This window comes from Leptolyngbya sp. BC1307 (assembly GCF_002286735.1).
Lineage (GTDB): Bacteria > Cyanobacteriota > Cyanobacteriia > Phormidesmidales > Phormidesmidaceae > Phormidesmis.
Genome location: NZ_NRTA01000034.1, coordinates 1 through 25,802 on the forward strand (window position 1 = coordinate 1; position 25,802 = coordinate 25,802).

22 protein-coding genes and 1 pseudogene are annotated in these 25,802 nt (G+C 54.2%); 11 read left to right on the plus strand and 12 right to left on the minus strand.

Features of this window, described 5'->3' with window-relative positions; translation table 11 throughout:
* Positions 1-168: 168 nt before the first annotated feature.
* A complete protein-coding gene (locus tag CKL79_RS16175) occupies positions 169-378 on the minus strand; it encodes a hypothetical protein (RefSeq protein WP_170944085.1) in 210 nt (69 codons plus the stop codon).
* Between the two features lie 394 nt (positions 379-772).
* Between CKL79_RS16175 and CKL79_RS16185 the strand changes: the two are divergent.
* From CKL79_RS16185 to CKL79_RS16195, 3 genes and pseudogenes are all read left to right on the plus strand, one after another.
* Positions 773-961 (plus strand): annotated as a pseudogene (locus CKL79_RS16185) (hypothetical protein); the annotation flags it as partial.
* Positions 962-1,174: 213 nt separating this feature from the next.
* A complete protein-coding gene (locus CKL79_RS24395) occupies positions 1,175-1,435 on the plus strand; it encodes an AbrB/MazE/SpoVT family DNA-binding domain-containing protein (protein ID WP_121970660.1) in 261 nt (86 codons plus the stop codon).
* A complete protein-coding gene (locus CKL79_RS16195; RefSeq protein WP_121970621.1) occupies positions 1,423-1,752 on the plus strand; it encodes a type II toxin-antitoxin system PemK/MazF family toxin in 330 nt (109 codons plus the stop codon). The genes CKL79_RS24395 and CKL79_RS16195 overlap by 13 nt, the downstream gene beginning before the upstream one ends.
* Before the next feature lie 55 nt (positions 1,753-1,807).
* Here CKL79_RS16195 and CKL79_RS16200 read toward each other — a convergent pair whose 3' ends face one another.
* The 7 genes from CKL79_RS16200 to CKL79_RS16230 form a co-directional block, all read right to left on the minus strand.
* Positions 1,808-2,311 carry a DUF393 domain-containing protein gene (locus CKL79_RS16200; RefSeq protein ID WP_121970622.1) on the minus strand — a complete coding sequence of 168 codons (504 nt, stop codon included), beginning with the start codon at positions 2,309-2,311 and terminating at the stop codon, positions 1,808-1,810.
* A 71-nt stretch (positions 2,312-2,382) separates the two neighbouring features.
* Positions 2,383-3,027: a DUF4033 domain-containing protein gene (locus CKL79_RS16205; protein ID WP_121970623.1), complete on the minus strand. Its 645-nt coding sequence runs from the start codon at positions 3,025-3,027 to the stop codon at positions 2,383-2,385.
* Between the two features lie 66 nt (positions 3,028-3,093).
* Positions 3,094-3,741, minus strand: coding sequence for a hypothetical protein (locus CKL79_RS16210; RefSeq protein ID WP_141242222.1), 648 nt, complete (start codon positions 3,739-3,741; stop codon positions 3,094-3,096).
* A complete protein-coding gene (locus tag CKL79_RS16215; protein WP_121970625.1) occupies positions 3,650-4,984 on the minus strand; it encodes a sulfite exporter TauE/SafE family protein in 1,335 nt (444 codons plus the stop codon). The genes CKL79_RS16210 and CKL79_RS16215 overlap by 92 nt, the downstream gene beginning before the upstream one ends.
* 21 nt (positions 4,985-5,005) lie before the next feature.
* Positions 5,006-5,602: a hypothetical protein gene (locus CKL79_RS23505; protein ID WP_121970626.1), complete on the minus strand. Its 597-nt coding sequence runs from the start codon at positions 5,600-5,602 to the stop codon at positions 5,006-5,008.
* 94 nt (positions 5,603-5,696) lie between these two features.
* Positions 5,697-8,921 carry an efflux RND transporter permease subunit gene (locus CKL79_RS16225; protein WP_121970627.1) on the minus strand — a complete coding sequence of 1,075 codons (3,225 nt, stop codon included), beginning with the start codon at positions 8,919-8,921 and terminating at the stop codon, positions 5,697-5,699.
* 90 nt (positions 8,922-9,011) lie between these two features.
* The gene (locus tag CKL79_RS16230; protein WP_121970628.1) at positions 9,012-10,493 is read right to left on the minus strand and encodes an efflux RND transporter periplasmic adaptor subunit; all 1,482 of its coding nucleotides are present in this window, start codon (positions 10,491-10,493) and stop codon (positions 9,012-9,014) included.
* Between the two features lie 568 nt (positions 10,494-11,061).
* On the opposite strand from CKL79_RS16230, the gene CKL79_RS16235 reads away from it, so the two are divergent.
* A complete protein-coding gene (locus tag CKL79_RS16235) occupies positions 11,062-14,598 on the plus strand; it encodes a DNA polymerase III subunit alpha (protein ID WP_121970629.1) in 3,537 nt (1,178 codons plus the stop codon).
* A gap of 131 nt (positions 14,599-14,729) precedes the next feature.
* Here CKL79_RS16235 and CKL79_RS16240 read toward each other — a convergent pair whose 3' ends face one another.
* Entirely contained in the window at positions 14,730-15,038 is a 309-nt protein-coding gene (locus tag CKL79_RS16240) for an acylphosphatase (protein ID WP_240518905.1), read from the minus strand.
* Positions 15,039-15,244: 206 nt separating this feature from the next.
* Between CKL79_RS16240 and hpsE the strand changes: the two genes are divergently transcribed.
* On the plus strand, positions 15,245-16,342 hold the full coding sequence (hpsE, locus tag CKL79_RS16245) for a hormogonium polysaccharide biosynthesis glycosyltransferase HpsE (RefSeq protein WP_121970631.1): 1,098 nt from the start codon (positions 15,245-15,247) through the stop codon (positions 16,340-16,342).
* Positions 16,343-16,405: 63 nt separating this feature from the next.
* Here the strand turns inward: hpsE and lepB are convergent, their stop codons facing one another.
* Positions 16,406-17,461, minus strand: coding sequence for a signal peptidase I (gene lepB / locus CKL79_RS16250; protein ID WP_121970632.1), 1,056 nt, complete (start codon positions 17,459-17,461; stop codon positions 16,406-16,408).
* A 123-nt stretch (positions 17,462-17,584) separates the two neighbouring features.
* On the opposite strand from lepB, the gene CKL79_RS16255 reads away from it, so the two are divergent.
* Entirely contained in the window at positions 17,585-17,764 is a 180-nt protein-coding gene (locus CKL79_RS16255) for a hypothetical protein (protein WP_121970633.1), read from the plus strand.
* Here the strand turns inward: CKL79_RS16255 and CKL79_RS16260 are convergent.
* The gene (locus CKL79_RS16260) at positions 17,761-18,450 is read right to left on the minus strand and encodes a hypothetical protein (protein WP_121970634.1); all 690 of its coding nucleotides are present in this window, start codon (positions 18,448-18,450) and stop codon (positions 17,761-17,763) included. The two genes, CKL79_RS16255 and CKL79_RS16260, sit on opposite strands and share 4 nt — an antisense overlap.
* Positions 18,451-18,459: 9 nt before the next feature.
* A complete protein-coding gene (ffh, locus tag CKL79_RS16265) occupies positions 18,460-19,932 on the minus strand; it encodes a signal recognition particle protein (RefSeq protein ID WP_121970635.1) in 1,473 nt (490 codons plus the stop codon).
* 152 nt (positions 19,933-20,084) lie between these two features.
* Here ffh and CKL79_RS16270 point away from each other — a divergent pair, with 152 nt between their 5' ends.
* From CKL79_RS16270 to CKL79_RS16290, 5 genes are all read left to right on the plus strand, one after another.
* Entirely contained in the window at positions 20,085-21,062 is a 978-nt protein-coding gene (locus CKL79_RS16270) for a site-specific DNA-methyltransferase (protein WP_121970636.1), read from the plus strand.
* A gap of 146 nt (positions 21,063-21,208) precedes the next feature.
* Complete coding sequence (thrC, locus tag CKL79_RS16275; protein WP_121970637.1) at positions 21,209-22,567, plus strand: threonine synthase; 1,359 nt, start codon at positions 21,209-21,211, stop codon at positions 22,565-22,567.
* A 153-nt stretch (positions 22,568-22,720) separates the two neighbouring features.
* Positions 22,721-23,338 carry a hypothetical protein gene (locus tag CKL79_RS16280; protein ID WP_121970638.1) on the plus strand — a complete coding sequence of 206 codons (618 nt, stop codon included), beginning with the start codon at positions 22,721-22,723 and terminating at the stop codon, positions 23,336-23,338.
* Positions 23,339-23,395: 57 nt separating this feature from the next.
* Positions 23,396-24,670, plus strand: coding sequence for a DUF559 domain-containing protein (locus tag CKL79_RS16285; protein ID WP_121970639.1), 1,275 nt, complete (start codon positions 23,396-23,398; stop codon positions 24,668-24,670).
* Positions 24,671-24,681: 11 nt separating this feature from the next.
* A complete protein-coding gene (locus CKL79_RS16290) occupies positions 24,682-25,764 on the plus strand; it encodes a hypothetical protein (RefSeq protein ID WP_121970640.1) in 1,083 nt (360 codons plus the stop codon).
* Positions 25,765-25,802: the final 38 nt, after the last annotated feature.

Below are 25,802 nucleotides of genomic sequence, written 5' to 3' on the forward strand. Positions count from 1 at the left end.
GGTTTCCTTCATCTGCTCATCTAGCATCCCCTAGCCTCTCTCAACTGACTTAACTCCGCCTTATAATGACCGGTAATGTATTTTATTGCCAGCCCCTAATCACCTCACAGGTATACGTAGGTGGAAATTTGTCTACCTAAGGGGCGCGCAAATAAATAAGCCTACCGTTTATATCGAAACAATCGTCACGGCCCACTTAGGTAATGTCTCAGACCGCTGCCGTTGTTGCTCGAAGGGTTCTAATTCATCTTTGGCCACCTTGATGCCCTTCTGATAAGTCGCATCGACTAGCTCGACAAGTGGCGCGAAGCCTTTCTCGGTCATGTTCGCTGCCCATCGTAAAGCCGTTTCAACGGTATATAGAAAGCGCCATTCCACTAGTTTCTAGCGCCACCCAACAGCGCTCAATCGAATTATGCTTGTTGTGATAAGGCGGATAGTAAACCAGGTGTGTCTTCATCTGCTCGCGCTGCGCAAACTGCACCATGCGCGTAATGAACCAGGGCTATTTCATTCAGAATGAAGTTTTGGTAAGGATAGGTTCAAAGCCAATATTCGAACTGATGCCTACTGATGCGTTTACCCCCAAAGCCTAGCCCTGCTATCATTGCCTAGTCAGAGTCCGAGCCAGCGCCCAAACAGGTTAAGGTTCTGGCCGTCTTCGCTGATATTCCTGACGGGCGGCGTGCGGCAGGCGGACGCCATCAAATCTCGCTGTGTTTAGCGCTCTTCACGCTGGCAATCGCCGCTGGCAATCAAGGCTTTCTATCGATTGGCGATCGCCTCAACGCGCTTAACCGAAGCAGGCTTAGATATCCCTGAAGATCGCCTGGCACCAGAGCCAGAGCTGACCTTGTATGCTCGTCTTCAAAGCGAAGGAGACGATGCCTATCCCCATTACAATGCTCTGCTAAACAGTCTCAACAGCTTTTTTAATGCGATTGAACTCAAAAGATGGTGACTGACTACAGAGAGAAAGTTCCGGGCAGTAGGAATGCTCGCTATTTCAGGTAGCCTGCGTGAGGGGTCATCTAAATACTGCTTTGCCACTGGCAGCGATCGCCATCAAACAGCCCTATCCCTAACCAACCTGATTCTGAAGCAGATACGGATTGACGCCTCACTAAGCCGTGACTACAATGTAATTACATTTCGTTTTGGAACTCATCCCGACATGGGCGCGGCTATCAGAACCCGGATTGTTAAAATTGGCAATTCCCAGGGCATTCGCATTCCTAAGCTGCTCTTAGAGCAAAGCGGTGTTCACGCAGAAGTAGAAATCGAAGTGCAGGGCGATCATCTGATTATTCGCCCAGCGCCACGCTCACGAGAGGGATGGGATGACGCCTTTGCCGACATGGCGACCCAGCGCGACGATGCGCTTTTAGATGAAGTCTCCGTTACCGATTGGGATCAGACTGAATGGCAGTGGTAGCCAGCCGTTTCGATGCTTTTTTAGTTGATCTTGACCCCACGGTCGGCAGTGAAATTCGGAAGACACGGCCCTGTGTGGTTATCTCCCCGAATGAAATGAATCGTCATATTGCCACGGTGATCGTTGCGCCAATGACAACAAAGGGAAAGGCGTACCCCACTCGGGTAGCTTGTCAGTTTCAGGGTAAAGATGGGCAGATTGTTCTCGATCAAATTCGCACGATAGATAAAGCCCGGCTGGTTAAAAAGCTGGGTCAAATCGAGCAGGAGGCGCAGAGAGAAGTTCTTGATACCCTAGCTGAGATGTTTGCTGAATGAGCAGTCAACGTAAGTTCGGGTTAAGGGATTATCTGAAATGCTTGCCAGCCATTAGCTAGGTTTCGTCTAGCTGGCACCTATCGGTTTGGCAAGACTGACCGGATAGACTCTCTTCTCGCTCGGTGATTACCTGATTAAGACTGCCTCTACCCGTTACAAACAGGCGCAGGTCGGCCCACCTATCATAAATGCCGTCGATGATAGGGCCGATGACTGGCCATTTGGTCGGGGCGTATATCCAGCCGATGCCAAGGGCGTCATAAACCCGCTGAAAGACTTCGACATTTTTGATCACGGTGCCATCGGCAAGTACAGCGTGAATGCGGCCCATCGCTGTTTCAAAATCGACACCGCCATTTTCCTCAGGGCGATAGTCCAAGTCAGCGATATCTGTAAACTTCACGATGCCGCGACCCGCATTCTTCTTTTTCAAAAAGTTGACCTCTCGTAGGCACAGCGGACATTCTCCGTCGTAGAGCAGGTTGACTTTCCAACGGGCAGATTCGGTATTGAGCTGGTCTTCAGTGGTTGGGGCGATCGCGCTAGCTTCAGAGGTCATAGCGGGCAGGCGAGGGTATCATCTCCCCTATTTTAACGCCTTGGTTAAGAAATGTTGCGCAGGGCCAAAGCTCAGCAATCTAGTTTGGGGCAGGCAGGGGCAGATGGGTTACTTGAGGGACACTCGCTGAGGCAGGGTTGGGCGGTGGCTGGGTCAGCGATCGCCGCAGGCGGCACTTGCCCAAACACCATCTTGCAGCTGAGATCTTCAAAATCGGGCGTCATGGTCAGCGGAATGCCAAACTTTTCAGTAAAGAAGCTTTGGGTGGGCAGCTTGCACAGGTTGACGCACAGGCCCACGCACTGGCTGTCTTTGAGGTAGCGGCACTTTTCGATATGGACGGCACTGGGCTGCGATCGCACTACCCCATCAAGCCCCTCGACATCCGCTTCAGTCACCTCACACGGCCCCACTAGCCACTCAAACATCTGCGCCGCAAACCAGGCATTTAGCACACAGACCAAGCGCGTCGGTGAAAAAAACTTCCGAATCATCCACAGCACTGGGGCCGGAACCAGCGACTGCAAGACACGAGCGACCACGGCCTGCTGCTCAGTGGCACTGCGCCCTTGCATGATTTGCTTAGAGAGATCGACAAATCCGCTGTAGCCGCCAGTCGGCATATCGGTGTCAATAGCGTTCGCCATTTTCCGAGAAACCAGCCAGATAAGAATTCGGTCTAAAAGACTATCGTGATGAACTTCGGCTGTATGCATGTTTAGCTTTCTCCTGGCTCGCCTGCGTTCGCAGGGGCGTCTGAGCGTCTCTTTCTATTATGGCTTTTATCGTGACTGCCAAATGCTAACAGCGATCGCGCTGAGCAAAATTAGGCCGACTATTCCCACGACCCAAACAAATTTAGAGACGGGTGAAGCAGCGGCTGAAGTGGGGGCGGCGTTCGTACTGGTGGCCTCTGTCTCGGCAGTTTCGCTAGAAGGCGGCGCTGATACCGCTGGTCCGGCGGCGACAGTCACTTCAAAATCTAGCTCGAAGGGGTCAAAATTACCGGCTTGCTCAGGAATACAGCTGAGCAGTAGCGTATAGGCTCCCACTTTTGGAAAGGTGAAGCGGGCACCGGGAATGTCCCGATAGCCTTCGGCATCGACTGCTGTGAGCGCAGGGGTGAGGACGGGGGCGGCGTTGCTTGTCCGGGGCTGGGCATAGACCACCAGCTCACAGCGACTGTCTGCTTCAGCAATGACCTGGCCGCCGCGTTGCGTGAGGGCAAACCAGGCCAATACTTCTTCCCCAGCGCGAGGGGTGTCGTTGGGTTCGATATGCAGAGTCGCGCCGACTTCCCCGACGACTTCTACTTTGTGAGCGATCGCCTGCTGGCTATTAGTCATCGGACTGAGCGCGAGGCAAATCAGACTGGCAGCAGTCGCGATCACCAGATAAAACCGGACGCGGATGACTTTGGGGAGGTGCATAGTGTTTTTTGACCGAAAGCAAAGACCAAATTGAGCGCGATCGCACCGCAAATACTAGCCCGACAGCGGTGAGTAAACCAGCCACCCGGCCCTGATTTTGCCAGGTCACCACCGCCCCCCAATATTGAGAGCCCACCAAAATCGTGTGCCCTGCCGCCAGCAGCAAGGCCGGAACGCTGAGCAAATGCAGCTTGCGCCAGCGGTTTCCCAGCGCCTTTTGCGCCCGATCAAAGCTGGTGAGCGCCCCCGGCAGCATTAGCAGTAGCGCGATCATGCCGAGCCACACCCCTACCTGATGCGCGGGCAGCATAAACTGTATGGCCTGAAGCTGCCAGTTCCACGTATGGCTAGCCATGTGCAGCAAATGTAAACAGCTCAGCGCAAATGCCCCTACTCCTAGCCCTCGCCGATAGCGCAGCGGCGCAGACCAGAAGCGGCTGATCGGGCGGGCAATTAGCGCCAAAATGAGACAGACCAGCGCAGCATGACCGCTGTAGTCGCTCATCGTATCGCCTGTCCGCACTAGCAGCAGCGTGCCGATAATCACGGTGAGCCAGCCCCCACAGCGAAAAAGTTGGGAACGGCGATCGCGGCTCAGCAGCGAAGTGGTCACCCCGGTCGCCAACATCGCAGGCAGCGTCCCTAGCCCAAAGGCCAGCATAATCGCCGCCCCGCCCACCCAACTCTGAGTTTCAGCAGCTCGCAGCTGCCCGGCGTAAAGAAACCCACAGGGAATCAGCCCCCAGAGCAGGCCCAGCAGCAGTGGGGTTAGTCGCGCAGCTGACTGACTAGAAACAGCGCTCATGGCCAGATTAAGCCGCTCATGCAGCCGCTGAGCCGGGTTGAGAAAGGGCAGGGCGGGCAAAAAGCCCGGGCTAGCCTGAGTCAGGCCAAACCAGATCAGCATCACGCCTGTGAGCAAAGCAATGCTGCGCCTGAGCGCCGAGCCAACCCCCGCCATCTGCCCCCCGGCAAACACCACCGACCCCAGCGCGCCGATGCCTGCACCGACCAGGGCATAGCTCAGCAGCCGCCCGAGATTGAGCAGCATGTGAAACCAGAGATGCGATCGCACTGATCGCGCTTGAGTAGACGAATCTGGATCAGATTGCCCCGGCTCAGACTGGCGCTGATGCGAAAGCGCAAAGGCAGCAGTCACTGGGCCACACATCCCAACGCAGTGACCAAAACTCCCCAGAAACCCCAGGGCTGCTATTAACCACAGGTCTAAAGGGCTGGGCATGGTAAAGCGGATATCAGCAGGTTAATTGGGTTCGTCAACGGCTACAGTAACAGTCTCTTCAATGGGGATGCCTTGAGCAGCTAAGGCTTCGTGACCGTTAGCATTGAGGGTGACCCGCAGTTCATTTTCGCCAGGTGGGAGTTCGGCTAAGTGAGTCCAGTTGCCGTAGATGCGCTGCGCCGATTCACCGTTGATATAGAGGTGGGCGTGTCCTTCGCTCGGACTGCTCTCGCTATTGATTTTCTCAGGGGCAAACTCAAAATTGGTCGTACCGACGTACAGATTCCAGCCGCGCACCGGGTCGGGGTCTACGCGCACGGTGAGATCCGGGACGGGCGTTCCCGCTGGGACTTCGAGCATTTGGTCATGATGGCTATGGGCGTCATCATGATCCATTTCGCCGTGATCCGCTTCACCGTGATCCATTTCGCCATGATCCATCTCGCCATGATCCATCGCCTGGCTTTGGGCATCGCTAGAAGCATCAGAGACCGCAGCATTGTTGTCTGTCGCCGCCTGTGTCTCCATCGATGGGCTACAGCTGACGGTGAGTAGTGTGGCACTGGCGATCGCTGCGCCGGTAACCACAGCTTTGCAAACCTGGTAAATGGGCATCATCAATTTTAAAGAGAGATAAGCTGCCTGACACCTCAATACTGCGCGTTTCTGAGCGCACGGTCAAAAGACAGCTTGTCTAGCTCATAGAATGGCCCTAGGCTGTAGGTGCCTGCGGGCCGGGTGGCTGATAGCCATCTGTACGAGCCTGATAGACCCCGGCTGGCAAGGGCGCGGCGTGTCCGTCTGAAGCGGCTGTAGTCGCGCGATTGCTAGGATGAGGCCCCGAACGACCATCGCTCAGCTGCTTGATCACAATATAGAGAATCGGCACCACAAACAGACTCAGAAACGTCGCTACCAGCATTCCACCAAAGACGGCTGTGCCGAGAGACTGCCGGCTACCTGCCCCGGCCCCGGTCGCAATCACCAGCGGGAAGATACTGCTGAGCGTCGAGATAGCGGTCATCAAAATGGGACGCATCCGCTGCTGAGCCGCCTCTAACGCGGCTTTAGTGATGGAGTAGCCCTGGTCGCGCAGCTGGTTGGCAAATTCTACAATCAGAATGGAGTTTTTGCTGGCTAGCCCAATTAGCATCACCAGGCCGATCTGACAGTAGATGTCATTGGGCAACCCGCGCAAAGTCTGAGCGAGCAGTGCGCCAAACACCGCTAGCGGCACCGCAAAGAGAATGATCACCGGGTCTACATAGCTCTCGTACTGAGCGGCCAAGACTAAGAAGACCAGGATAATTCCCAGACCAAAGATAATCGGAGCCTGATTGCCGCCTTCAATTTCTTCTAGGGCTGTCCCTGACCACTCGTAGCCCAAGCCTGCCGGGAGAACCTGATCGGCCACATTTTCCATTGCTTCAATCGCTGCGCCCGAGCTGACGCCTTCGGCGGGCTGGCCGTTGATCGCAATCGAGCGAAACAGGTTGTAGTGATTGATGGTTTGCGCGCCGACGGTATCGGTGGTCGTAATCAGGTTGCCCATCGGGATCAGCTCGTCAGTCTGCGATCGCACATACAGCTTGTTGATATCTTCAGGCGTAGAACGATACTGCTGATCGGCCTGAACGTAGACCCGGTAAGTGCGGCCTTCTAAATTAAAGTCATTGACGTAGCGCGATCCCAGATTGGTTTGCAGGGTGCTAAAGATATCGCTGATGTTGACGTTGAGCGATTTGGCCTGATCGCGGTTGACGGCGATCGCAATCTGCGGCGTGCTGGCCGCGTAGGTGCTAAAGACTGAGCTGAGCTGGGGGTTCTGACTAGCTGCGCCCATAATCGCCCCCATGCTGGCGACCAAATTGTCGAGACCCGCATTGCCGCGCCGGTCTTGCAGCTGAAACTCAAAGCCACCAAAGCTGCTGAGACCCTGAATGGCCGGTGGGTTCACTGGCAAAACTCGCGCTTCGGTTGTACCCATTAACGGCCCGCGCACCCGCTCGATGATGTCAAAAACAGAGGCTTGGCGCTCCCCCCAGGGCTCTAGCGTTGTGAAAATGACGCCACTGTTGGCCGTATTGCCGCTAAAGCCAAAGCCACCAACTGCAAAGGTTGCCCGTACTTCTGGCTGCTCTAGTAGCAGTGCCTCTGCCTGGCTCATCACATCGCTGGTATAGCTCAGCGACACCCCTTCTGGCCCCTGAAACAGCGTGATGAAGTAGCCCTGATCCTCATCGGGCAGAAAGGCGGAGGGGACGGTGCTATAGAGCCAGCCCGTGAGCACCAGTGAGACGACAAAAGCGGCTAATACGGCGGATTTGAAGCGAGTCAGCACATTGAGAGTACGGCCATAGCGATCGCGTACCCAGTCCAACCCCCGGTTAAACGGGGTGAATACTTTTGCTCGCCAGCCTGTAAGCTCACCCCTTGGCCGCAGCAGTAGGCCCGAGAGCGTAGGCGTGAGGGTGAGGGCATTGAAGGTGGAGATAGCGATCGCAAAGGCAATCGTCAGCGCAAACTGCCGGTACAGGGCCCCGGTTGTCCCCGGGAAAAAGGCCACCGGCACAAACACCGCCATCAGCACCAGCGAGGTCGCAATCACTGCCCCGGTGAGTTCCTCCATGGCCGTAATCGACGCCTGCACCGGATTGAGCCCGCGCTGATTGATCTTGTCACTGATATCTTCTACCACCACGATGGCATCGTCTACCACCATGCCAGTCGCCAAGGTCAGGCCAAACAGCGTCAGGCTGTTGATCGAAAATCCGAAGATTTTGATGATGGCGAACGTGGCTACTAGCGAAACTGGAATGGTCACTGCCGGAACAATCGTTGTGCGCCAGTCCTGCAAGAAGATGTAGATCACCAGCACCACCAGGCCAATGGCCTGTACCAGCGTCCATAGCACGCTCAGCAGCGACTGCCGCACATATTCCGTCGTATCAAAGCCAATGCCGTATTTCATCCCCGGTGGAAAATCGGCTGACAGCTCCGCCATCGTCTCTTTGACACCCGCTGCCACTTCTAAGGCATTGCTGCCCGGCAGCTGGAAAATACCCAGACCAATGGCCTCCTTGCCGCGAAAGCGCAGAAATGAGCTGTAGCGCTCTGCGCCTAGCTCAGCTCGGCCCACGTCGCGCAGACGAATGAGCTGGCCATCATCGCCCGTTCTCAGCACCAAATCTTCAAACTCATCGACGTTTTGCAAGCGGCTTTCTGCCCGTAGGTCGATTTGAAATGTCTGGTCGTCAGGCGCGGGCTGCTGACCGATCTGCCCGGCTCCTACCTGGATATTTTGCTCGCCTAAGGCAGTCACTACATCGTCAGCGTTGAGTCCTCTGCCCGCTAGCCGCTGCGGATCAATCCACAGCCGCATGGCGTAGGTGCGCTCACCAAAAATTTGAACATTGCCGACCCCGTCTACCCGCCTGAGGGCATCGGCGATGTACAGATCGGCATAGTTGCTCAAGAAGGTATCGTCGTACTCTTGGTTGTCGGTGTAAAGGCTCATCGCCAGCAAAATGCTGCTGGTTTCTTTAGAGACGGTCACCCCAGTTTGACGAACGGCATCGGGTAGCTGCGGCTCTGCCAGCGACACCCGGTTTTGCACATCAACGGCAGCCAGGTCTTTATCGCGGGACGAATCGAAGGTGACCACAATATTGCTGGCCCCATCGTTGCTGCTGTTAGAAGTGATGTAGCGAATGCCCTCGACGCCGTTGATCTGCCGCTCAATCACGGTAGTGACGCCGCGCTCTACGGTTTCTGCGTCAGCGCCGATGTAGCGAGAGCTAACGTTGATCTGTGTAGGGCTGATGTCTGGATACTGGGCGATCGGCAGCGTCGGGATGCTCACCGCCCCAATCAGCAGCATAATCAGCGCGCAGACGGTAGCAAAGACAGGCCGCTTGATGAAGTAGTTAACAAACATTGGCAAAGCGCAGAGATAGAGAGCCGTAGAGTGCTGAGCGGAAGCGCTGGAGAGATGAGGCCAGTAGCCGATCTCTGGTCTGGCGCAGTCTTAACCCGGCGGACCAGCTGTCTCACCTGCTGCCTGGCCAGACTCGCCAGCGGCAGACGCTGGCATGATCGGCACGCCGTCTCGCAGATTGAGCAGGCCGGAGGTAATCACCGTATCGCCTGCCGACAGTCCTTCCAGCACCTGATAGTCGTTGCCCTGCAGTCCGCCGAGCTTCACAGACTTCAGCCGAGCCACCATCGGCGGCGGGCCATCAGCTTCACCAGGTGCTTTGCCCTGTCCTACTGGCGGCTGCTCCCCGGCTGGCGGCGTGCCAGCTGCCTCTGGATCGGGTTCACCTGGGACAAAAACAAAGGTTTGGCCGCCGAGTCGAGAAATGGCGGTAGCGGGCACTAAAACGCCGGGGCGCTGATCCCAAATGATCCTGACCCCCAGCCGCTGGTTGTCCTGCAGAGGCTGCTTGGGGGCAGAAAAACGAGCCTTTGCTAAAACGGTTTGGGTAGCGGTGTTGGTGGTGGGGGAGATAAAGCTGATGTTGCCGGCGGCGATCGCCTCATCCTCACCAAACGGAATCAGCTCGACGGACATTCCCGTTCGCAGCCGGGACGCTTCGCCAATGGGCACAGCGACAGCTAGCTCCAGATCCTGGTTTTGAGTAATGGTCGCAAGCTGACTGCCCGCCGTCACATAGTCGCCTAGCTTAATTGGGATGTCGCCCACAATACCGGCAATGGGTGCTGTCACGGTTTTATCGAGCAGGTCTTGCTGGGTGGCGCTGGCATTGGCCTCGGTCTGGTTAAGCGTAGCCCCGGCTTGCTCCACACTTGAGGAGAGGGCAGCGATTTCCTGACGGGCAGAATTCAAAGCAGACTGGGCGACGGTGCGATCGCGGCTGATCTGATCCAAATTTTCCTGCGGCAGTGCGCCCTGCGCCACCAAGGTAGCCGTTCGCTCATAGTCAGTCTGCTGTAGCTGTAAGTCTGCTACCAGCTCCGTTTGCCGTGCCTCAGCTGCCCGCAGCTGCGCTCGCGCCGAGTCCCGAGCCGATCGCGCCGCGCTTACGCTGGCCAGCGCCGCGTTATAGTCAGCCTGCGATCTCTCCGGGCTGAGCTGCATAATCGGGTCGCCAGCCGCGACCGTATCACCTGCCGATACAAAAATCTGGGTAACCCGGCCATCGGCCTCAGGCTGCAAACTGACGCCTGCTTGCGAGTCCAGCGTCCCCACAAATTCGGAGCTATCTTCTAGAGGCACCTCCTGCAAGCGCTTCATCTCGACCGGAGCGGGCGGCATCTGCATTTCCTGCTCGCCGCCTCGTCCCGCAAATACTCGCCAGAGCACAAACCCGAGGCCAGCGGCCAGCAGCGCCAGCGCCAACAGGCTGAGCCAGTTATGAGGCGGGCGTCTTGCCGTCAGAGAAGCGCCCCTGGTTCGCTCGGGCGATGCGATCCTGCTTGAATCGGCCTGACTAGGGGCAGTAGGGGGCACGGGCGAAGCAGGCGATGAGTCCGAAGAAGCCGTCATGGAAGGGTTATCCTGGGCTGAATCTGTGCTTGAAAGACCCTACGCAGGTCTAAAATTTTTATGAGCCTACGGTTTGGACTACAGGCGTAATACAAATTGTAATGATGCGAGTATACCTAAACTAGCCCGTTTGGTTTAGTTTTTAGCTGAGAAAAATTGCAAGAAAAGTTCGCATTTTTACCCTTTAATCTAGGTAAGGCAATGGTGAGAAACCTCCGTCTTTGGGCCGAGGTTTTTAAATGAAGCGCCCTGACTGAAATACCCCTCGAAGCTGCGGCGATCGCCAGTGGATTTTGATCGCTATCGATAGCGTAGAGGCGTAATAAAAGTTGAGAAGATTGCTATATATAGTGGTTAAATTAACTAACCTGAAGGTAGTACCTAGTCCGACTAAAGCAAACTGGTTCAACAGCAATGAGTGCAGACTCAGCGGCGGCTGAGCAATCTCAAATAAGATCCCTTGAGGCCAAACGGCCCTGCTAGGGATTGAACCGAACTCCCCAAAAAGAGTAAATTTGTACTTAAGTAGATCTGTACTAGCCTGCCGTTTTTGTAAAGGATATCTTCAATGTCTTTTGTTGGCTTGCACATCCACAGCGACTACAGCCTGCTTGATGGTGCTAGCCACATAGATCCGCTCGTAGAGCGGGCGCTAGAGCTAGATATGAAGGCTATAGCCCTCACTGATCACGGCGTTATGTATGGCGCGATAGAGCTGCTAAAAGTCTGCAAAAAGCACGGCATTAAGCCCATCATCGGCAATGAGATGTACGTCATCAATGGCGACATCACCAAGCAAGAGCGCCGCCCCAAATATCATCAGCTGGTGCTGGCCAAAAATGACGTTGGTTACAAAAACCTGGTCAAGCTCACCACCATCTCTCACTTAGAGGGCGTTCAGGGCAAAGGCATTTTCTCGCGCCCCTGCATCAATAAAGATCTGCTAGAGCAGTACCACGAAGGACTAATCATCACCAGCGCCTGCCTGGGCGGCGAAATCCCCCAGGCAATCTTAAAAAAGCGGCTGGACGTGGCGCGGCGGGTAGCGCAGTGGTACAAAGATCTGCTCGGCGACGATTTTTATCTAGAAATTCAGGATCATGGCTCTCCAGAAGATCGAATTGTCAACGTAGAAATCGTTCGGATTGCTGAAGAACTGGATATTAAAGTTGTTGCCACTAACGACTCTCACTTTATCTCCTGCGTGGATGTCGAGGCTCATGACGCGCTGCTGTGTATTCAAACCGGCAAGCTAATCACAGAAGACAAGCGCCTGCGCTACAGCGGCACAGAGTATCTCAAGTCCGCAGCCGAAATGCGCCGCCTGTTTCGCGATCATCTTTCGCCTGAAGTTATTGAAGATGCCGTTTCGCGCACGGTAGAAGTCGCCGACAAAGTTGAGGAGTATCACGTTCTGGGCAATCCTCAAATTCCCAATTTTCCGATTCCGGAGGGCTATACCAAAGAGACCTACATGGCAAAGGTAGCGCGTGATGGCCTAGTCGCGCGGATGGGCATCGCAGACTATGCGGCGGTGAGTGAAGAGTACCGCGATCGCATGGAATATGAGATCGAAATGATGCACCAGATGGGCTTTGCCACCTATTTCCTGGTCGTGTGGGACTACATCAAGTTCGCACGTGACAATGACATCCCCGTCGGGCCAGGGAGAGGATCGGCAGCAGGGTCACTGGTTGCCTACGCGATGGGCATCACTAATATTGATCCGGTGCATCACGGTCTGCTGTTTGAGCGGTTTCTCAACCCCGAGCGCAAGTCAATGCCTGATGTAGACACCGACTTCTGCATTGACCGGCGTGAAGATGTAATCAAATACGTCACCGAAAAATACGGCACTGACCACGTCGCTCAGATTATTACCTTCAACCGCATGACTTCTAAAGCGGTACTCAAAGACGTGGCCCGCGTGCTCGATATTCCCTACAACGAATCGGACAAGCTCGCCAAGCTGATCCCGGTTTCACGGGGTAAACCCGCCAAGCTTGAGGTGATGATCTCCGATGACACCCCCGATCAAACCTTCAAAGAAAAGTACGACAGCGGCGAGCTTATTCCTGGTACCGCCGTCACCTTTCGCCGCTGGATTGACACAGCCATCACTATCGAAGGCACCAACAAAACCTTTGGCATGCACGCGGCGGGCGTGGTGATTTCTGAGCAGCCGCTCGATACGATCGTGCCTTTGCAGCGCAACAACGACGGCTCGGTCATCACCCAGTACTACATGGAAGATGTAGAAGCGATCGGTCTATTAAAGATGGACTTCTTGGGGCTGCGCAACCTCACCATGATTCAAAGCGCGGTAGACCATATTGAATCACGACACAATATCGAGATTGACCTCGATGCCCTGCCGCTTGATGACCCGGCAACCTACAAACTGCTAGCTGGCGGTGATCTAGCCGGCGTATTTCAGCTAGAGTCTTCGGGGATGCGGCAGATTGTTAAAGACTTGAAGCCCTCTGGTTTAGAAGATATCTCTTCAGTACTGGCACTCTATCGCCCGGGGCCGCTAGATGCGGGGCTAATTCCTAAATTTATTGACCGAAAGCATGGGCGAGAGAAAATTGACTATGCCCACCAAATTTTAGAGCCGATCTTGAAAGAGACTTACGGCATTATGGTCTATCAAGAACAGATCATGAAAATCGCTCAAGACCTGGCGGGCTACTCACTCGGTGAGGCCGATCTACTGCGCCGGGCAATGGGTAAAAAGAAGATAAAAGAGATGGAGAAACACCGGGAAATCTTCATCGAAGGCGCAGGAAAGAATGCTTTTCCGCGTCAGAACGCCAACGATCTGTTTGATCAGATGGTGCTGTTTGCTGAGTACTGTTTTAACAAATCTCACTCAACAGCCTACGGCTTTGTGACGTTTCAAACGGCCTACCTGAAAGCGAACTATCCGGTTGAGTACATGGCGGCGCTACTGACGGCCATCAGCGGCGACCAGGACAAAGTGCAGATGTACATCGCGAGCTGCATCAGCATGGGCATTCGAGTATTGCCGCCGGATGTGAATAAGTCGGAGGTAGACTTTACGCCGTTAGAGAATCAAATTCTCTTTGGTCTGTCGGCGGTCCGCAACGTGGGATTAGGGGCGATTGAGGCACTAATTACTTCGCGTAATCAAGAAGGTAACTTTCAGTCTTTGGCAGATTTGTGCGATCGCGTCGATCTTCGCTCCGTCAACAAACGCGCCCTCGAAGCCCTGGTCCTCTCTGGCGCATTTGAAAGCCTCGAACCCAACCGTCAGCAGCTGATGAAAGATTTGGAGCTAATCGTAGAATGGGCACAGGCCCGTGCCAAAGACCGCGAAGTCGGCCAGGGTAACTTGTTTGACGTACTCGCAGGCGGCAGCCCTACCGAAGCTGCCCCCACTGGCCCTACCAATGCCTTTGAATCAGCTCCCAAAGCTCCACCCGTAGAAGACTACGAACCGCAAGAGCGCCTCAAGCTAGAAAAAGAACTGCTCGGCTTCTATATCTCCGACCATCCGCTGAAAAATATTCAGCGCTCTGCTAAGATTCTCGCCCCGATTAGCCTTTCTGAACTCAGCGAGCAGCCTGAAAAAGTGACGCTCAGCGCCATCGTCATGCTCAGCACCGTCAAGCCCGTCACCACCAAAAAAGGCGACTCCATGGCCGTCGTTCAGATGGAAGACCTCAGCGGTCACTGTGAAGCCGTGGTGTTTCCCAAAGCATACGCCCGCATTGGTCAGTACATTCAGCCCGATGCCCGCCTGATGGTCTGGGGTAAAGTAGACAGGCGCGATGACCGTATACAGATGATTGTTGACGATGCCGAGCCGATTGAGTCAGTTCGCATGGTAATGGTAGACTTAGACCCCTCTATTGCTGGAGACATTGAGCAACAGTATCGCCTGCGCAATGTACTCAAGGTATTGCAAGGAGAGAATAAGTTCGCTGCTAAGACCCCGGTGATTGCGATGATTCGCACGCGCGATCAGCGTCAGGCAGTGCGATTGGGTTCACAGTTTAGAGTGCAAAATGCCGAAGCAGCGGTGGCAGCTCTGCAGTCGGCTGATTTCAGGGCGCGGGCAACGCCTTTGATCAATGTGTAGGGATCAATGTGTAGGGATCAATGTGTAGGTAGGTGTGCGAGCGCAGCGACAGCTAATTGCTCTGTGCGCGTAACGAGATCTTCCCGGTTGCTTGGGCCGGTTGCTTGGGCCGGTTGCTTGGGTAAGAGGCGCTAACGCCGAATCTCAAATGTCCGAAATTTCTGCAGTGGTAGATCCTCACTCTTTACCGCCTCCACCTGTGCCATCGGCGGGCCACTGTGAAACCATTGCACCATTTCCTCTACCTGAGGGCGATCGCCCTCTACCATCGCCTCCACCCTACCATCTGGTAAATTGCGTACCCAGCCGACTAACCCCAGCGCCGATGCTTGCTCGCGGGTGCTGTAGCGATAGCCGACACCCTGTACGCGGCCCGAGATCAGCAATCTCAGGCACAAGGTATCAGCCGAATTCAAATTTGAGGAAGGTGCGATCGCCACTGTTTTTCTGATGCTATATTTCCTGATGCCACATCTGGGTGCTAGTACTCCCTAGACGCTCATCAAAACTCATCTGTCTACTGAGTTACCAGCTCTGTTGATAAAAAGCTTAGCAAAGTTGGGTATCCTATAAAGGATTGTTGCTCACTTCTCGAAGCGGTTCTCGAAGCGGTTGTGACGATCTGATTCCTATCGTGGTATCTGTCATGTCCTCGGGAGCTTCTGATCTTCCCTCTTCAGCTACGCAGCCGTCAGAAGTAGCCCACTCAGCTCAGAGTTTGCAGGGGCTGCGGTCTCCTTTTCAGCGGCTGTTCCCAGAGCGGACTGCTTTAGATTTTACGGTAGTCATTGCAACTTACAATGGCGCAGATCGACTTGGCGCTGTGCTCGACCGGCTGCGTTGCCAAATAGTCACATCAGATATTGCCTGGGAAATCATTGTTGTAGACAACAACAGCACTGATAATACCCGCGCGGTTGTGCAGCGCTGTCAGGCCCAGTGGCCTCAGACGGTGCCGCTGCGCTACGCATTTGAGCCGCAGCAGGGGGCCGGTTTCGCCCGTCACCATGGGACTAAAGCTGCTAATAGCCCGCTGATTGGCTATCTCGACGACGATAACCTGCCCTGGATTAACTGGGTGCGCTCGGCCTATCGCTTTGGTCAGCAAAACCCTCAAGTCGGTGTGTACGGCAGTCGCATTCGCGGTAAGTTTGCCACTTCCCCACCGGCTAACTTTGAGCGCATTGCCTCCTTACTGGCGCTGACTGATCGGGGATCACAGCCTATTCCATACAGACCTGAGGCAAAAGTGCTGCCGCCGGGAGCCGGTCTGGTAGTGCGGCGGCAGGCCTGGCTAGATAACGTACCCGAAGAGAGAACGCTGGCTGAAAAGTTTGGTCAGAGAGAAGCCGGTGAAGATCTGGAGGTGGTGCTACGCATTCAGCGGGCAGGATGGCCAGTCTGGTATAACCCGCACATGCTGATGCACCACGTAATCCCTGCCCATCGGCTGACCCGTGACTATCTGGTCACCCTCTGTCGGGGCATCGGTCTGAGTCGCTACCACACGCGAATGCTCAGCTTTGCCCCCTGGCAGCGACCGCTGATGGTCCTCCCCTACGCGCTGAACGACGTTCGAAAGATATTGCGGCATCTGCTGCGCTATCGTCAGCAAGTTTTTACTGACACGGTGACGGTGAGCGAAATGATGCTTTATGTCGCCAGCTTAGTCAGTCCGCTGCACAGCTGGTATCGCCTACTGCGGCGGCGACTGACCCGTGTGAATAGATCCGCTAGCCGTTGATCCTAGCTAAGGTTGGACTGTGGAGCGGTTTGATCAGGTCAGCGCTGTAGCGATTTGACGGGGTCAACGCTGTAGCGAACGCACCCTTCCGGCTGGCCAGTAAATCTTATACGCTTTGCCAATAATATTTGCCTGCGGTAAAAAACCCCAGATGTGAGAATCACCGCTCTCATTGCGGTTATCACCCAGCACAAAATAGGCATTGCTCGGCACAAACTCCGGCCCCCACTGATAGTCTGTTGGCGCGCTTAGGTAGCTTTCTGCTAATGGAATTTGGTTAACCCATACCTGTTGATCATGGACTTCTATCTGCTGCCCTGGTAAGCCAATCACCCGTTTCACAAACAGATCATCAGGTTCTGCATCGACGAGGGCGATCGCTTCTGGCGGCACCTTAAAGACAACAATGTCGCCGGTCTGAGGTTGGTAAAGGCGGTCGCGACTGACAAAGATCCGATCGTTAATCTGCAAAGTCGGCACCATTGATTCACTGGGCACAATGCACTGCATCACCGCCTGATCGACCCACATCGGCAGGCTGCCAATTCCCAAGCGCAGCAACAGTCCGCTCACCACTACCACCATCAGCATCTGGCGCGACCGGCTATAGTCTCTACCTGGATTCATGGGTGCGCTGCGATAGGCGTGATAGCCCGCGATTGACCACACCGTACAGGATAGCGGCATCAGCACAGGCTGTTGATTAGCCATCAGAGATAGCCCAACGCCTACTGCTAAAAATAATGCGCCTGCGACGGCCTGATTGAGATAAAGGTGCCCTAGCCCTGGCAAAATTTGCGAGAGAAAAACGCCGTACCACACATCTTGGCCCTGCTGCCTATTCCCGAGCGGATAGAGCGGTCGCCCCGCTGTCGCAAAGGCATCCCAGATATTCAACAGATAGACCAGTCCGGCTGCGCCTAGCAGCCAAAAAGCTCGAACGGTATTGCCCTCAGCCGCCAATAATGACCAGAGAGCATGACTGACCATCCCGAAGAAAATACCGGCCACTAACAGCCCTTTTGCCCACTGCCCTCCATAGCACTGCCCCATTCCAGGCACTAGCCCAGAAAGATTGACAGCTAGCCAACAGTCTCGGATCGAACGCTGCGCTTCCACAGGCTATGCCTCTTTGCCAGAACATCGGCGCAATCTGCCGACAGCTCATTTTTCCCAATTAGGGGCAGTCGCTGATGGCTCGTTTCCGGTAATCCATCTCTGCCGTTTATTTTCATTGGCGATGTGCTGCCCGGTAATGAGGAACGGCGGCAGCAGCTTGAGGCGATCGCCCAAAAGATAAGATCGGCTGGCGTCGAATTTGTGTTGTTTCCTGAAACTGCGGCGGTTGCCGGCCATGCTATCGGCCAGGGTTGGATTGCCGAGGCGGCGCGGTCAGCTATTCGCTCCGATCAAGGTGTTTAACGGGTTTGCAGTAGCTGCTCAAGTGAAGGTCTAGCAGCGGGCGAGTCCTCAAGTGCCCTCTCAAGCCCTCTGCCTGCCTCTCGATTGCGCAGGGCTTCTGCCAGGCTGGGCGTATCTTCTTTAAGCATGACTATGACTGACCCGGTGGAAAGCGTCCCGTCGGCATCCGGAATGACTTCAATCAGGTAGCCATAGAGGTTGCCTTCAGAAATCTGGGCCTGCGCCGCTCGCTGGGTGCCCCAATCTTCTGGGCGGCTCGATGAGTAGATCAGGGCAGATTGCGATCGCCGGTAATCTGCATAGACTTCAGCGCCATAGAGCGATCGCAGCGCATCTTCTAGCCGAGTGACGCTCACGCCATTGACCATATCAACCAGCGTAAACTTCTCCGAGCGAACCATCACCGGCTGTCTAGAGTTGCGCAGCAAGCTATCGCCAGGGCTACCCGTTCCAGTGCCCGGCCCAATCACAGAGGCGTGAAAAGTATAGCGGCGTGCTGGCGTATCGCTGCGGCGCAAAGATAGCCTTTCTCGGGGCTCTGCCCGTAGCGTGGGGTGAGCCTGCATCCAGGCGGCTACCTCATCGACCGACTGCCCCGGCAGCGCGGCAGCAGTAGTCGCCAACCCCATCCACATCGCCGTCATCGTCAGTCCAACTTTGATTCCGGCGCGCCGCAGCTTTTTCATCGGTTTCAGTTATAGGGAGCCAAATCCCTTTTTCTTCTTTTGCTTTTTCTTCTTTTGCTGGCTGCCAGGTGCGCCCCGCCAGCCCGGTCTTTGCCCGCCCCCAAACGGGTTGCTATCTCCCGCCATCGGATTGCCGCCGCCCATGCCTGGGAAGCCGCCGTCAAAGCCAGGTAAGCCCATATTGCCCTGACCCATTTGCTGCATCATGGTGCGCATCCGCTGAAAATCGGTCACGAGCTTGCTGACCTCTTTTTCAGCGTAGCCCGCACCTTTGGCCACCCGGCGGCGGCGACTGGGTGAACCCGACAGCACCTCAGGGTTTTGCCGCTCCTCCATGGTCATAGAGTTGATCATGGCCTCACAGCGCTTGAGCTGCTGTTCGCCTTGCTGAAGCTGGTCAGAGGAGAGCTTATTGCCCATACCGGGAATCAATTTCATAATTCCCGCTAGAGAGCCCATGTTCTTCATCAGACGAGTCTGCTTTAAGAAATCGTTGAAATCGAACTTGGCCGTCAGAATTTTTTCCTGAAGCTTTTCAGCATCGGCGATGTCCACTTCTTCCTGGGCTTTTTCGACCAGGGTAAGCACATCGCCCATCCCGAGGATGCGCGAGGCCATTCGGTCGGGGTAAAAAGGCTGAAGCGCTTCGACTTTTTCGCCCACGCCGATAAATTTGATCGGCTGACCTGAAATCCGCCGAACTGATAGGGCTGCACCGCCGCGTGAGTCGCCGTCCATTTTGGTGAGAATGGCTCCGGTAATGCCAATTTCATCATGGAAGGTGCGGGTGAGGGTAGCCGCTTCCTGACCGGTCATGGCATCGACGACGAGCAGCACTTCATCCGGCTGCGTGACTTCTTTGATCTGAGCCAGCTCGGCCATCATGTCGGTGTCAATTTGCAGTCGGCCTGCCGTGTCGATAATCACGGTATCGACGCCGTCTTCTCTGGCTTTGGCCAGACCCTGCCGCGCAATTTCGACCGGGTTCGCATCTGCGCCAATTTCAAACACAGGGACGTTGATTTGCTTACCCAGCGTGAGCAACTGGTCAATTGCAGCAGGACGATAAACGTCAGTTGCCACTAATAGTGCGCTGCGATCCTGTTTACGCAGGTGCAGGGCTAGCTTGGCGGTAGCGGTAGTTTTACCGGTACCCTGCAAGCCTGCCATCAGGACGACAGTCGGCTTATTCTCGGCGTCGGCCAGGGGCACGTTGGTTTCGCCCATGGTCTCGACCAGCTCGTCGTAGACGATTTTGATGAACTGCTGGTCGGGCCGGACACCGGAGACGACCCCGGCACCCTGGGCTTTTTCTTTAACGTCGGCGACGAAGCCTTTGACCACATCCAGGTTGACATCGGCTTCCAGCAGGGCGCGCCTGACTTCTCGCAGGGCCTCTGTGATATTTGCATCCGAAATTTTGTCCTGGCCACGCAGCTTTTTCCAGGCGGATTCAAATTGTTCTGAGAGGGCTTCAAACATAGGACTGAGCGGGTGATGAACTGAAAACGGTAGTCTTCCTATTCTAAGGGGTGTGGCTCCAAATGCTGGTGCGCGCTTAAAAGCGGTCTCCAGGGGAGTGGCTTTGCGATCGCATCTGATAAGCTAGCAGGTGAGTTGCACCACTAAAAATTTTGAGCCCGCCGAAGCAAAGAGCGCCGAATAATCGAACGTTGACGCTCAGTGCAGAAGAATCGGAAAGGTATGCTTCTGCACTATTGACTTTGAGCAGCCCTCAACCGGTAGCGTCTATCCTCGACCAGACCATTCACCAAAGCTTGTTTGAGGTGCTGCCGTGGTTGCCGGATGGCTTCGTCGATTTGCTGATTGTCGATCCGCCGTATAACCGGCATAAGGATTTTAACGGGGTCGCGTTTAAGGCTAGGTCACCTGCCGCCTATCAGCAATGGCTGACGACTTGGCTTCCCCATTTGCCGCGCTTACTAAAACCGACCGCCTCTATATATATGTGCTGCGATTGGCAGTCCTCCAATGCGATTTACGAGGCGTTTACTCAGCACTTTCAGGTGCGCAACCGGATTACCTGGGAGCGCGAAAAAGGGCGCGGGGCCAAGCGCAACTGGAAAAATGCCTCGGAAGATATCTGGTTTGGCACGGTTTCTGATGACTACACCTTTAACGTGGAGGCGGTGAAGCTTCAACGGCGGGTACTTGCGCCTTATCGGGATAAGGCGGGCCAGCCGAAAGACTGGCAAGAGTCGCAGCAGGGAAAATTTAGAGCGACGCATCCTTCTAACCTGTGGACGGATATTTCGGTGCCCTTTTGGTCGATGCCTGAGAATACCGACCATCCGACGCAGAAGCCTGAGAAGCTAATTGCCAAGCTGATTTTGGCAAGTTCCAGCCCCGGTGATGTTGTGTTCGATCCGTTTTTGGGATCAGGGACAAGTTCGGTAGTGGCAAAAAAGCTGGGGCGTCACTATGTAGGGGTGGAGCAGGAAGAACTGTACTGCTGTTTGGCCCAGAAGCGATTGGCGCTGGCTACGGAAAATTCGACTATTCAAGGCTACGCTGAGGAAGCCTTTTGGGAGCGCAATGTTTCACTGGGTCTGCAGCCTAAGCCGCATGACTCTTTCGATAACAAACGTTGAGCTGATACCTGTTTTCAAGATATTTTGACTATTTTGACTATGAAGCCTAGCTAGAGAAGTCTATCTCAGCAGTTCATACTGGCTGCTTTCCCATCTGGCAGCTATGACCGTACCATCAACTTAATACCTACCTCCAGAAATCACTCATGCTGTCAGTTGCCGAGCCCCAATCACAAACAGATAGTCAGACAGTTTACTTTCGCTGCATCGCGGGCTGCTCCGCCAAGCATTCGATTTTTGACGTGATTTACCGCTGCCCGTCCTGCGGCAGCCTGCTGGAAGTGCATCACGAACGTGAACCGCTCAAAAAACGCGACGCCTCTCAATGGCGGCAACTGTTCGACTCGCGGGTTGGCACCACAACATGGCCATACGGTAGCGGCGTGTGGGGAATGCGTGAGTGGGTCATTCCCTCTCTGGCTGACGAAAATATAGTCAGTATGTGCGAAGGCAATACGAACTTGTTTTGGGCCGAACGATTAGGAAAGCAGCTCGGCGTCCCTGACCTGTGGATCAAGCTCTGCGGCATCAGCCACACCGGCAGCTTCAAAGATCTGGGTATGACCGTGCTGGTGAGCGTCGTCAAGCAAATGATGGCTCAGGGCAGCAGTGTGAAAGCCGTTGCCTGCGCCAGTACGGGTGACACCAGTGCTGCACTCGCAGCTTACGCGGCTTACGCGGGAATTCCGGCCATTATCTTTTTGCCTGCGGGTAAAGTCAGTACGGCGCAGCTAATTCAACCGGTTGCCAACGGTGCGCATGTGCTGGCGCTCGACACTGACTTCGATGGCTGCATGAAAATTGTCCAGGAAGTGACACAGGACAAGTCTATTTATCTAGCTAATTCGATGAACAGTCTGCGCATCGAAGGCCAGAAGACGGTCGGCATTGAAATCGCCAAACAGTTTGATTGGGAAGTACCTGACTGGATCGTGATCCCGGTTGGCAACCTTGGCAACATCAGCGCCCTCCACAAAGGCTTCCAACTGATGATGGATCTTGGGCTAATTACTCGAATGCCCAGGCTAGTCGCCGCTCAAGCGGCCAGAGCTAATCCTTTTTATGAATCTTTTAAAACCGGATTCAAAGAAAAGATCAGCGTGACCGCACAAAACACGTTGGCCAATGCCATCCGGATTGGCAGTCCGGTTAGCTATGAGAAAGCGGTGAAGGCGATCGCTGAAACAGATGGCATTGTCGAACAGGCGACCGAAAACGAATTGGCTGCCGCCGCCGCGCACGCTGATTTGACTGGCATGTTTACCTGCCCGCATACCGGTGTGGCGCTTGCCGTGCTGACTAAGCTGATTAAGCGCGGCGTGATCAAATCTAGTGACAAGACGGTGGTGATTAGCACGGCTCACGGGCTGAAGTTTACCGATTTCAAAGTCGGCTACCATGAGTCGTCGCTGGAAGAAGTGACTAGCCAATATGCCAACCCTGCTGTTTACCTGCCAGCCAATGCGGACGCTGTGAAAGCTGAAATCGAAAAAAGGATCAGTTAATAGGACGCGGGAATTTTGCTTTGATGGGTATCAGCGATCGCAAAGTTTGCTGATATGAACGCGAAGAAAAGGTAAAAGTAGTTACGCGCTAATCAAGTCTTGTTTAAACTGATTGGGCTTTCTAAAGGTTGACATAGGGAAAAGGGGTGCACCATGAGCTTGAAAGTAATTGAGCTGAAGTTTTTATTGAAGCTGTTGGGATCTGAGGGATACCGTGATCAAATTACGGAGCTATCTCCTAATAGCAAAACGAAGGCGGCTGAGCGCGATCGCGTTTGCGAAACCCTGAGTTCCAAGGGATACGTGGACTACGACAGTGAAGTCGCCTACTTCAAAATTGCGCCTCCCGGTAGAACGCTGCTAACGCTAGATACCACCAGCCTGCCGGTCACGCCCGATGAGCTGAAGGTGCTGAAAGCCTGTAAGGATACGATGACGCCCGGTAAGCTGCCGGTGCCCGCAAATGTCCGTCAGCAGCTCATTAGCAGTTTGGCCGAGCGGGGAATGCTCACGATTACAAAATATACGATTAAAGAAGTCAGGCTGAGTGCGCAGGGCAAACAGTTCCTGCGAGATGAGTACGATCCGACGGGCAATTATCCTGCGGCAACGGCGACGATGCTGGGTCACTACGTGAAGTTTTTACGCGAGAGCTTGGGAGGGCAGGCTGCGTCGCACTTACCGAGTAGTCAACCTCGCCCGCAGCAGACTCTCAGTCGGCAGGGCCAACCGGGCAGTCAGTCAAGTAGCTCGATGCCTATAGGATCTTGAAAGAAATCTGGGAACTCATGTAGTGAGATGGAGAAGGAATGAAAAGTAAAGGGTTCCATGACAAGTCAGAAAACGCTGGACGTTGAACAACAGCAAACAGCCTTTGTTAGCAAATTAGCGTTGCATCAGTCCCGGCGAAACCAGTCCATCCCGACGCTGTCTGTTTTGACAGGCGGTGCAGCGGCAACGCAGCTTCTTTGGAATCAATGGGCGCAGCAGGTTGATCGACATACCGCTGTTTGTACTTATGAGTCAGCGCTTTCGCTGTTTGAGGGTTGGCTTTCTATTGTTGTCCAGCATTACGACCTACGGTCTCTGGTTCTAGAACGGGTTGCCCAGCTATCCGACCGAGCTGTTGAGCAGCTATCCGCTTGGCTGACTCACGCGAGTGAATATCAAATAGAGCGATTCTGGCAGCAGCAATGTGCTCAGTCTGAGCAGGGTCGTTGGTTAAAAGTACTCCTAGATCGGGCTAAGCCTCTCTGCGGAAAATTTCGGGAAGCGTTCAACTCTGAGGGCATTGAGCTAAAGGCGAATGACCTGCCTGTGATCGCACAACTCTTCACGCTCGTCTCTACCCTTCTTCCTGAAAACGCCGCGCCAGGAATTCTCATCCGCCTACCCCCTGATTGCCACGAGTTTCCCCAGCAGACGATCCTGATAGCACTGACACAACTGGTCGAAGCAGTCCCGAAAATTCCCATCGGTCTTTTACTCCCCTCTGATCAAGCCGATGAACTGCTAAACACGCTGCCAGAATCCAGAGCGAAGGCGACTTTGCGAGGCGGCATGGTTGAAATCACTGCGCCGGGGAAAAATGGGCTGCGACAGTGGCTGAGTGATCGCGGTTTAAAGCGCGAAGACCATCTGCAATCCATTGTCCATGCTGGGCAAAAGTACGGTGCTACCGAAGCAATACTGAATGCGGCACTGGCGCTCACAGAGTCGGCTGAAAAAGCTGAACCCACTGCTGACGAGAAGGAGAATTACCGCAGTCAGGCAGAGTGGCTTCTATTTCAGTACTTAGAAGCAAGACCTGCGACTTCTGGGCAGTTTCGAGTCAATGCTCAGCTCGATATCCGCTTTGGTAACCGGTCTATGGAAGTTGATTTTCTGGCAGATAGCGCCAAAATCGTCGTTGAGCTGGATGGTTACTATCACTTTCAGTCATCTGATAGCTATCGCCGCGATCGCCGCAAAGACATCGCTCTACAGCAGGCAGGCTTCTGGGTTTTGCGCTTCCTCTCTGAAGATGTCATTGCCCGCCTCGAAGAAATCCTTGCTACTATCGACCAGGCTTTATCGCTTCGACTTGCTCAATCATCCGTTTAACTGGAGTCATCATGCGCCCACTGCAACCGATCACACTTTCAGACTTGATCCTCAGCCGTCTGCTGTTGGTAAAAGAGGGTGGTCTTATTAAAAGTAAGCTGAAAGATTCTGTGAAAGCGATCGCAGCCAGTCAGCTATCTGCATCAGCGCTGACTGAGCAACTAGAGCAAGCGCTTACATCACTTGAGGAAAAAGGCTATGCCGAGTCTGCTGGCAAAGCTCGTTACCAAGCGACAGACAAAGGAACTCAATACATCCTTAAGCAGCTAAAGCTAGAAACGCTGCCGACTAGGTTACAGTGGCCTACTTTCAAAAACACGTATTGGATTGCCTATGCTCTGGGTTTGCCAGCGCTAACCTCAGAAACCAGAAAGCGGCTAGCTGATGCGGATAGATTGCGAGCGGCTATCTTACAGTCTGAATATGATTTGCCTATAGACGCATTCTCGTCGCTGACTGAAACTCGTAATGCTCTGCTGTGGCAGCAACTATTTGACCCATCTGTTGCTCAGAGCTTGCAAGATCAGCTCCCTCAGCTCAGTCAGCAAGCGTTCAACCAAGGGGCAGTCATGGGGTTATTGCTGAACAATATTTTGCAAACGCCCAAGCCTTTGAAATGGGATAAGGCGCTCAACCAGCTTATTGCTAAAGCTGCTGGTGCTCGGAATAATCCTGACCAGTTGCGTTTGGCTATTCTTCGGCAAGCTTTTATAGATGGGCCGGTCGAACCGGCTTTTGAACCAGAGACTTTGAAGCAATCTATATCCGAAGCCCCAACCCAACCTAAAGCGTTCTCAAATCTGGAGCTTGAGGACTTTGCTAATACGGTATTAGCAGCGGCTAAAGATACTGAAGAAGGGTGGTTTGGAGACCATAAAGTATTTATTTCGCAAGTTTGGAAGACCCTAAGTTCGCAGCAACCGGATTGGAACCTGACACTAGACGAATTCAAGCAGAAACTTTTGGCAGCGAGCCGTAAAGAATGGATTAACCTGAGCCGCGCCGACTTAGGTTACTCCCTTGACTCAGAAGACGTAGCGGCTTCCGAAATTATCCATTTGCAAAGCCAGTTTCATTTCATTCGTACCGACTAAACTTTTCCAAAATAACCTTTTGCCGCCTGGATTTCTTT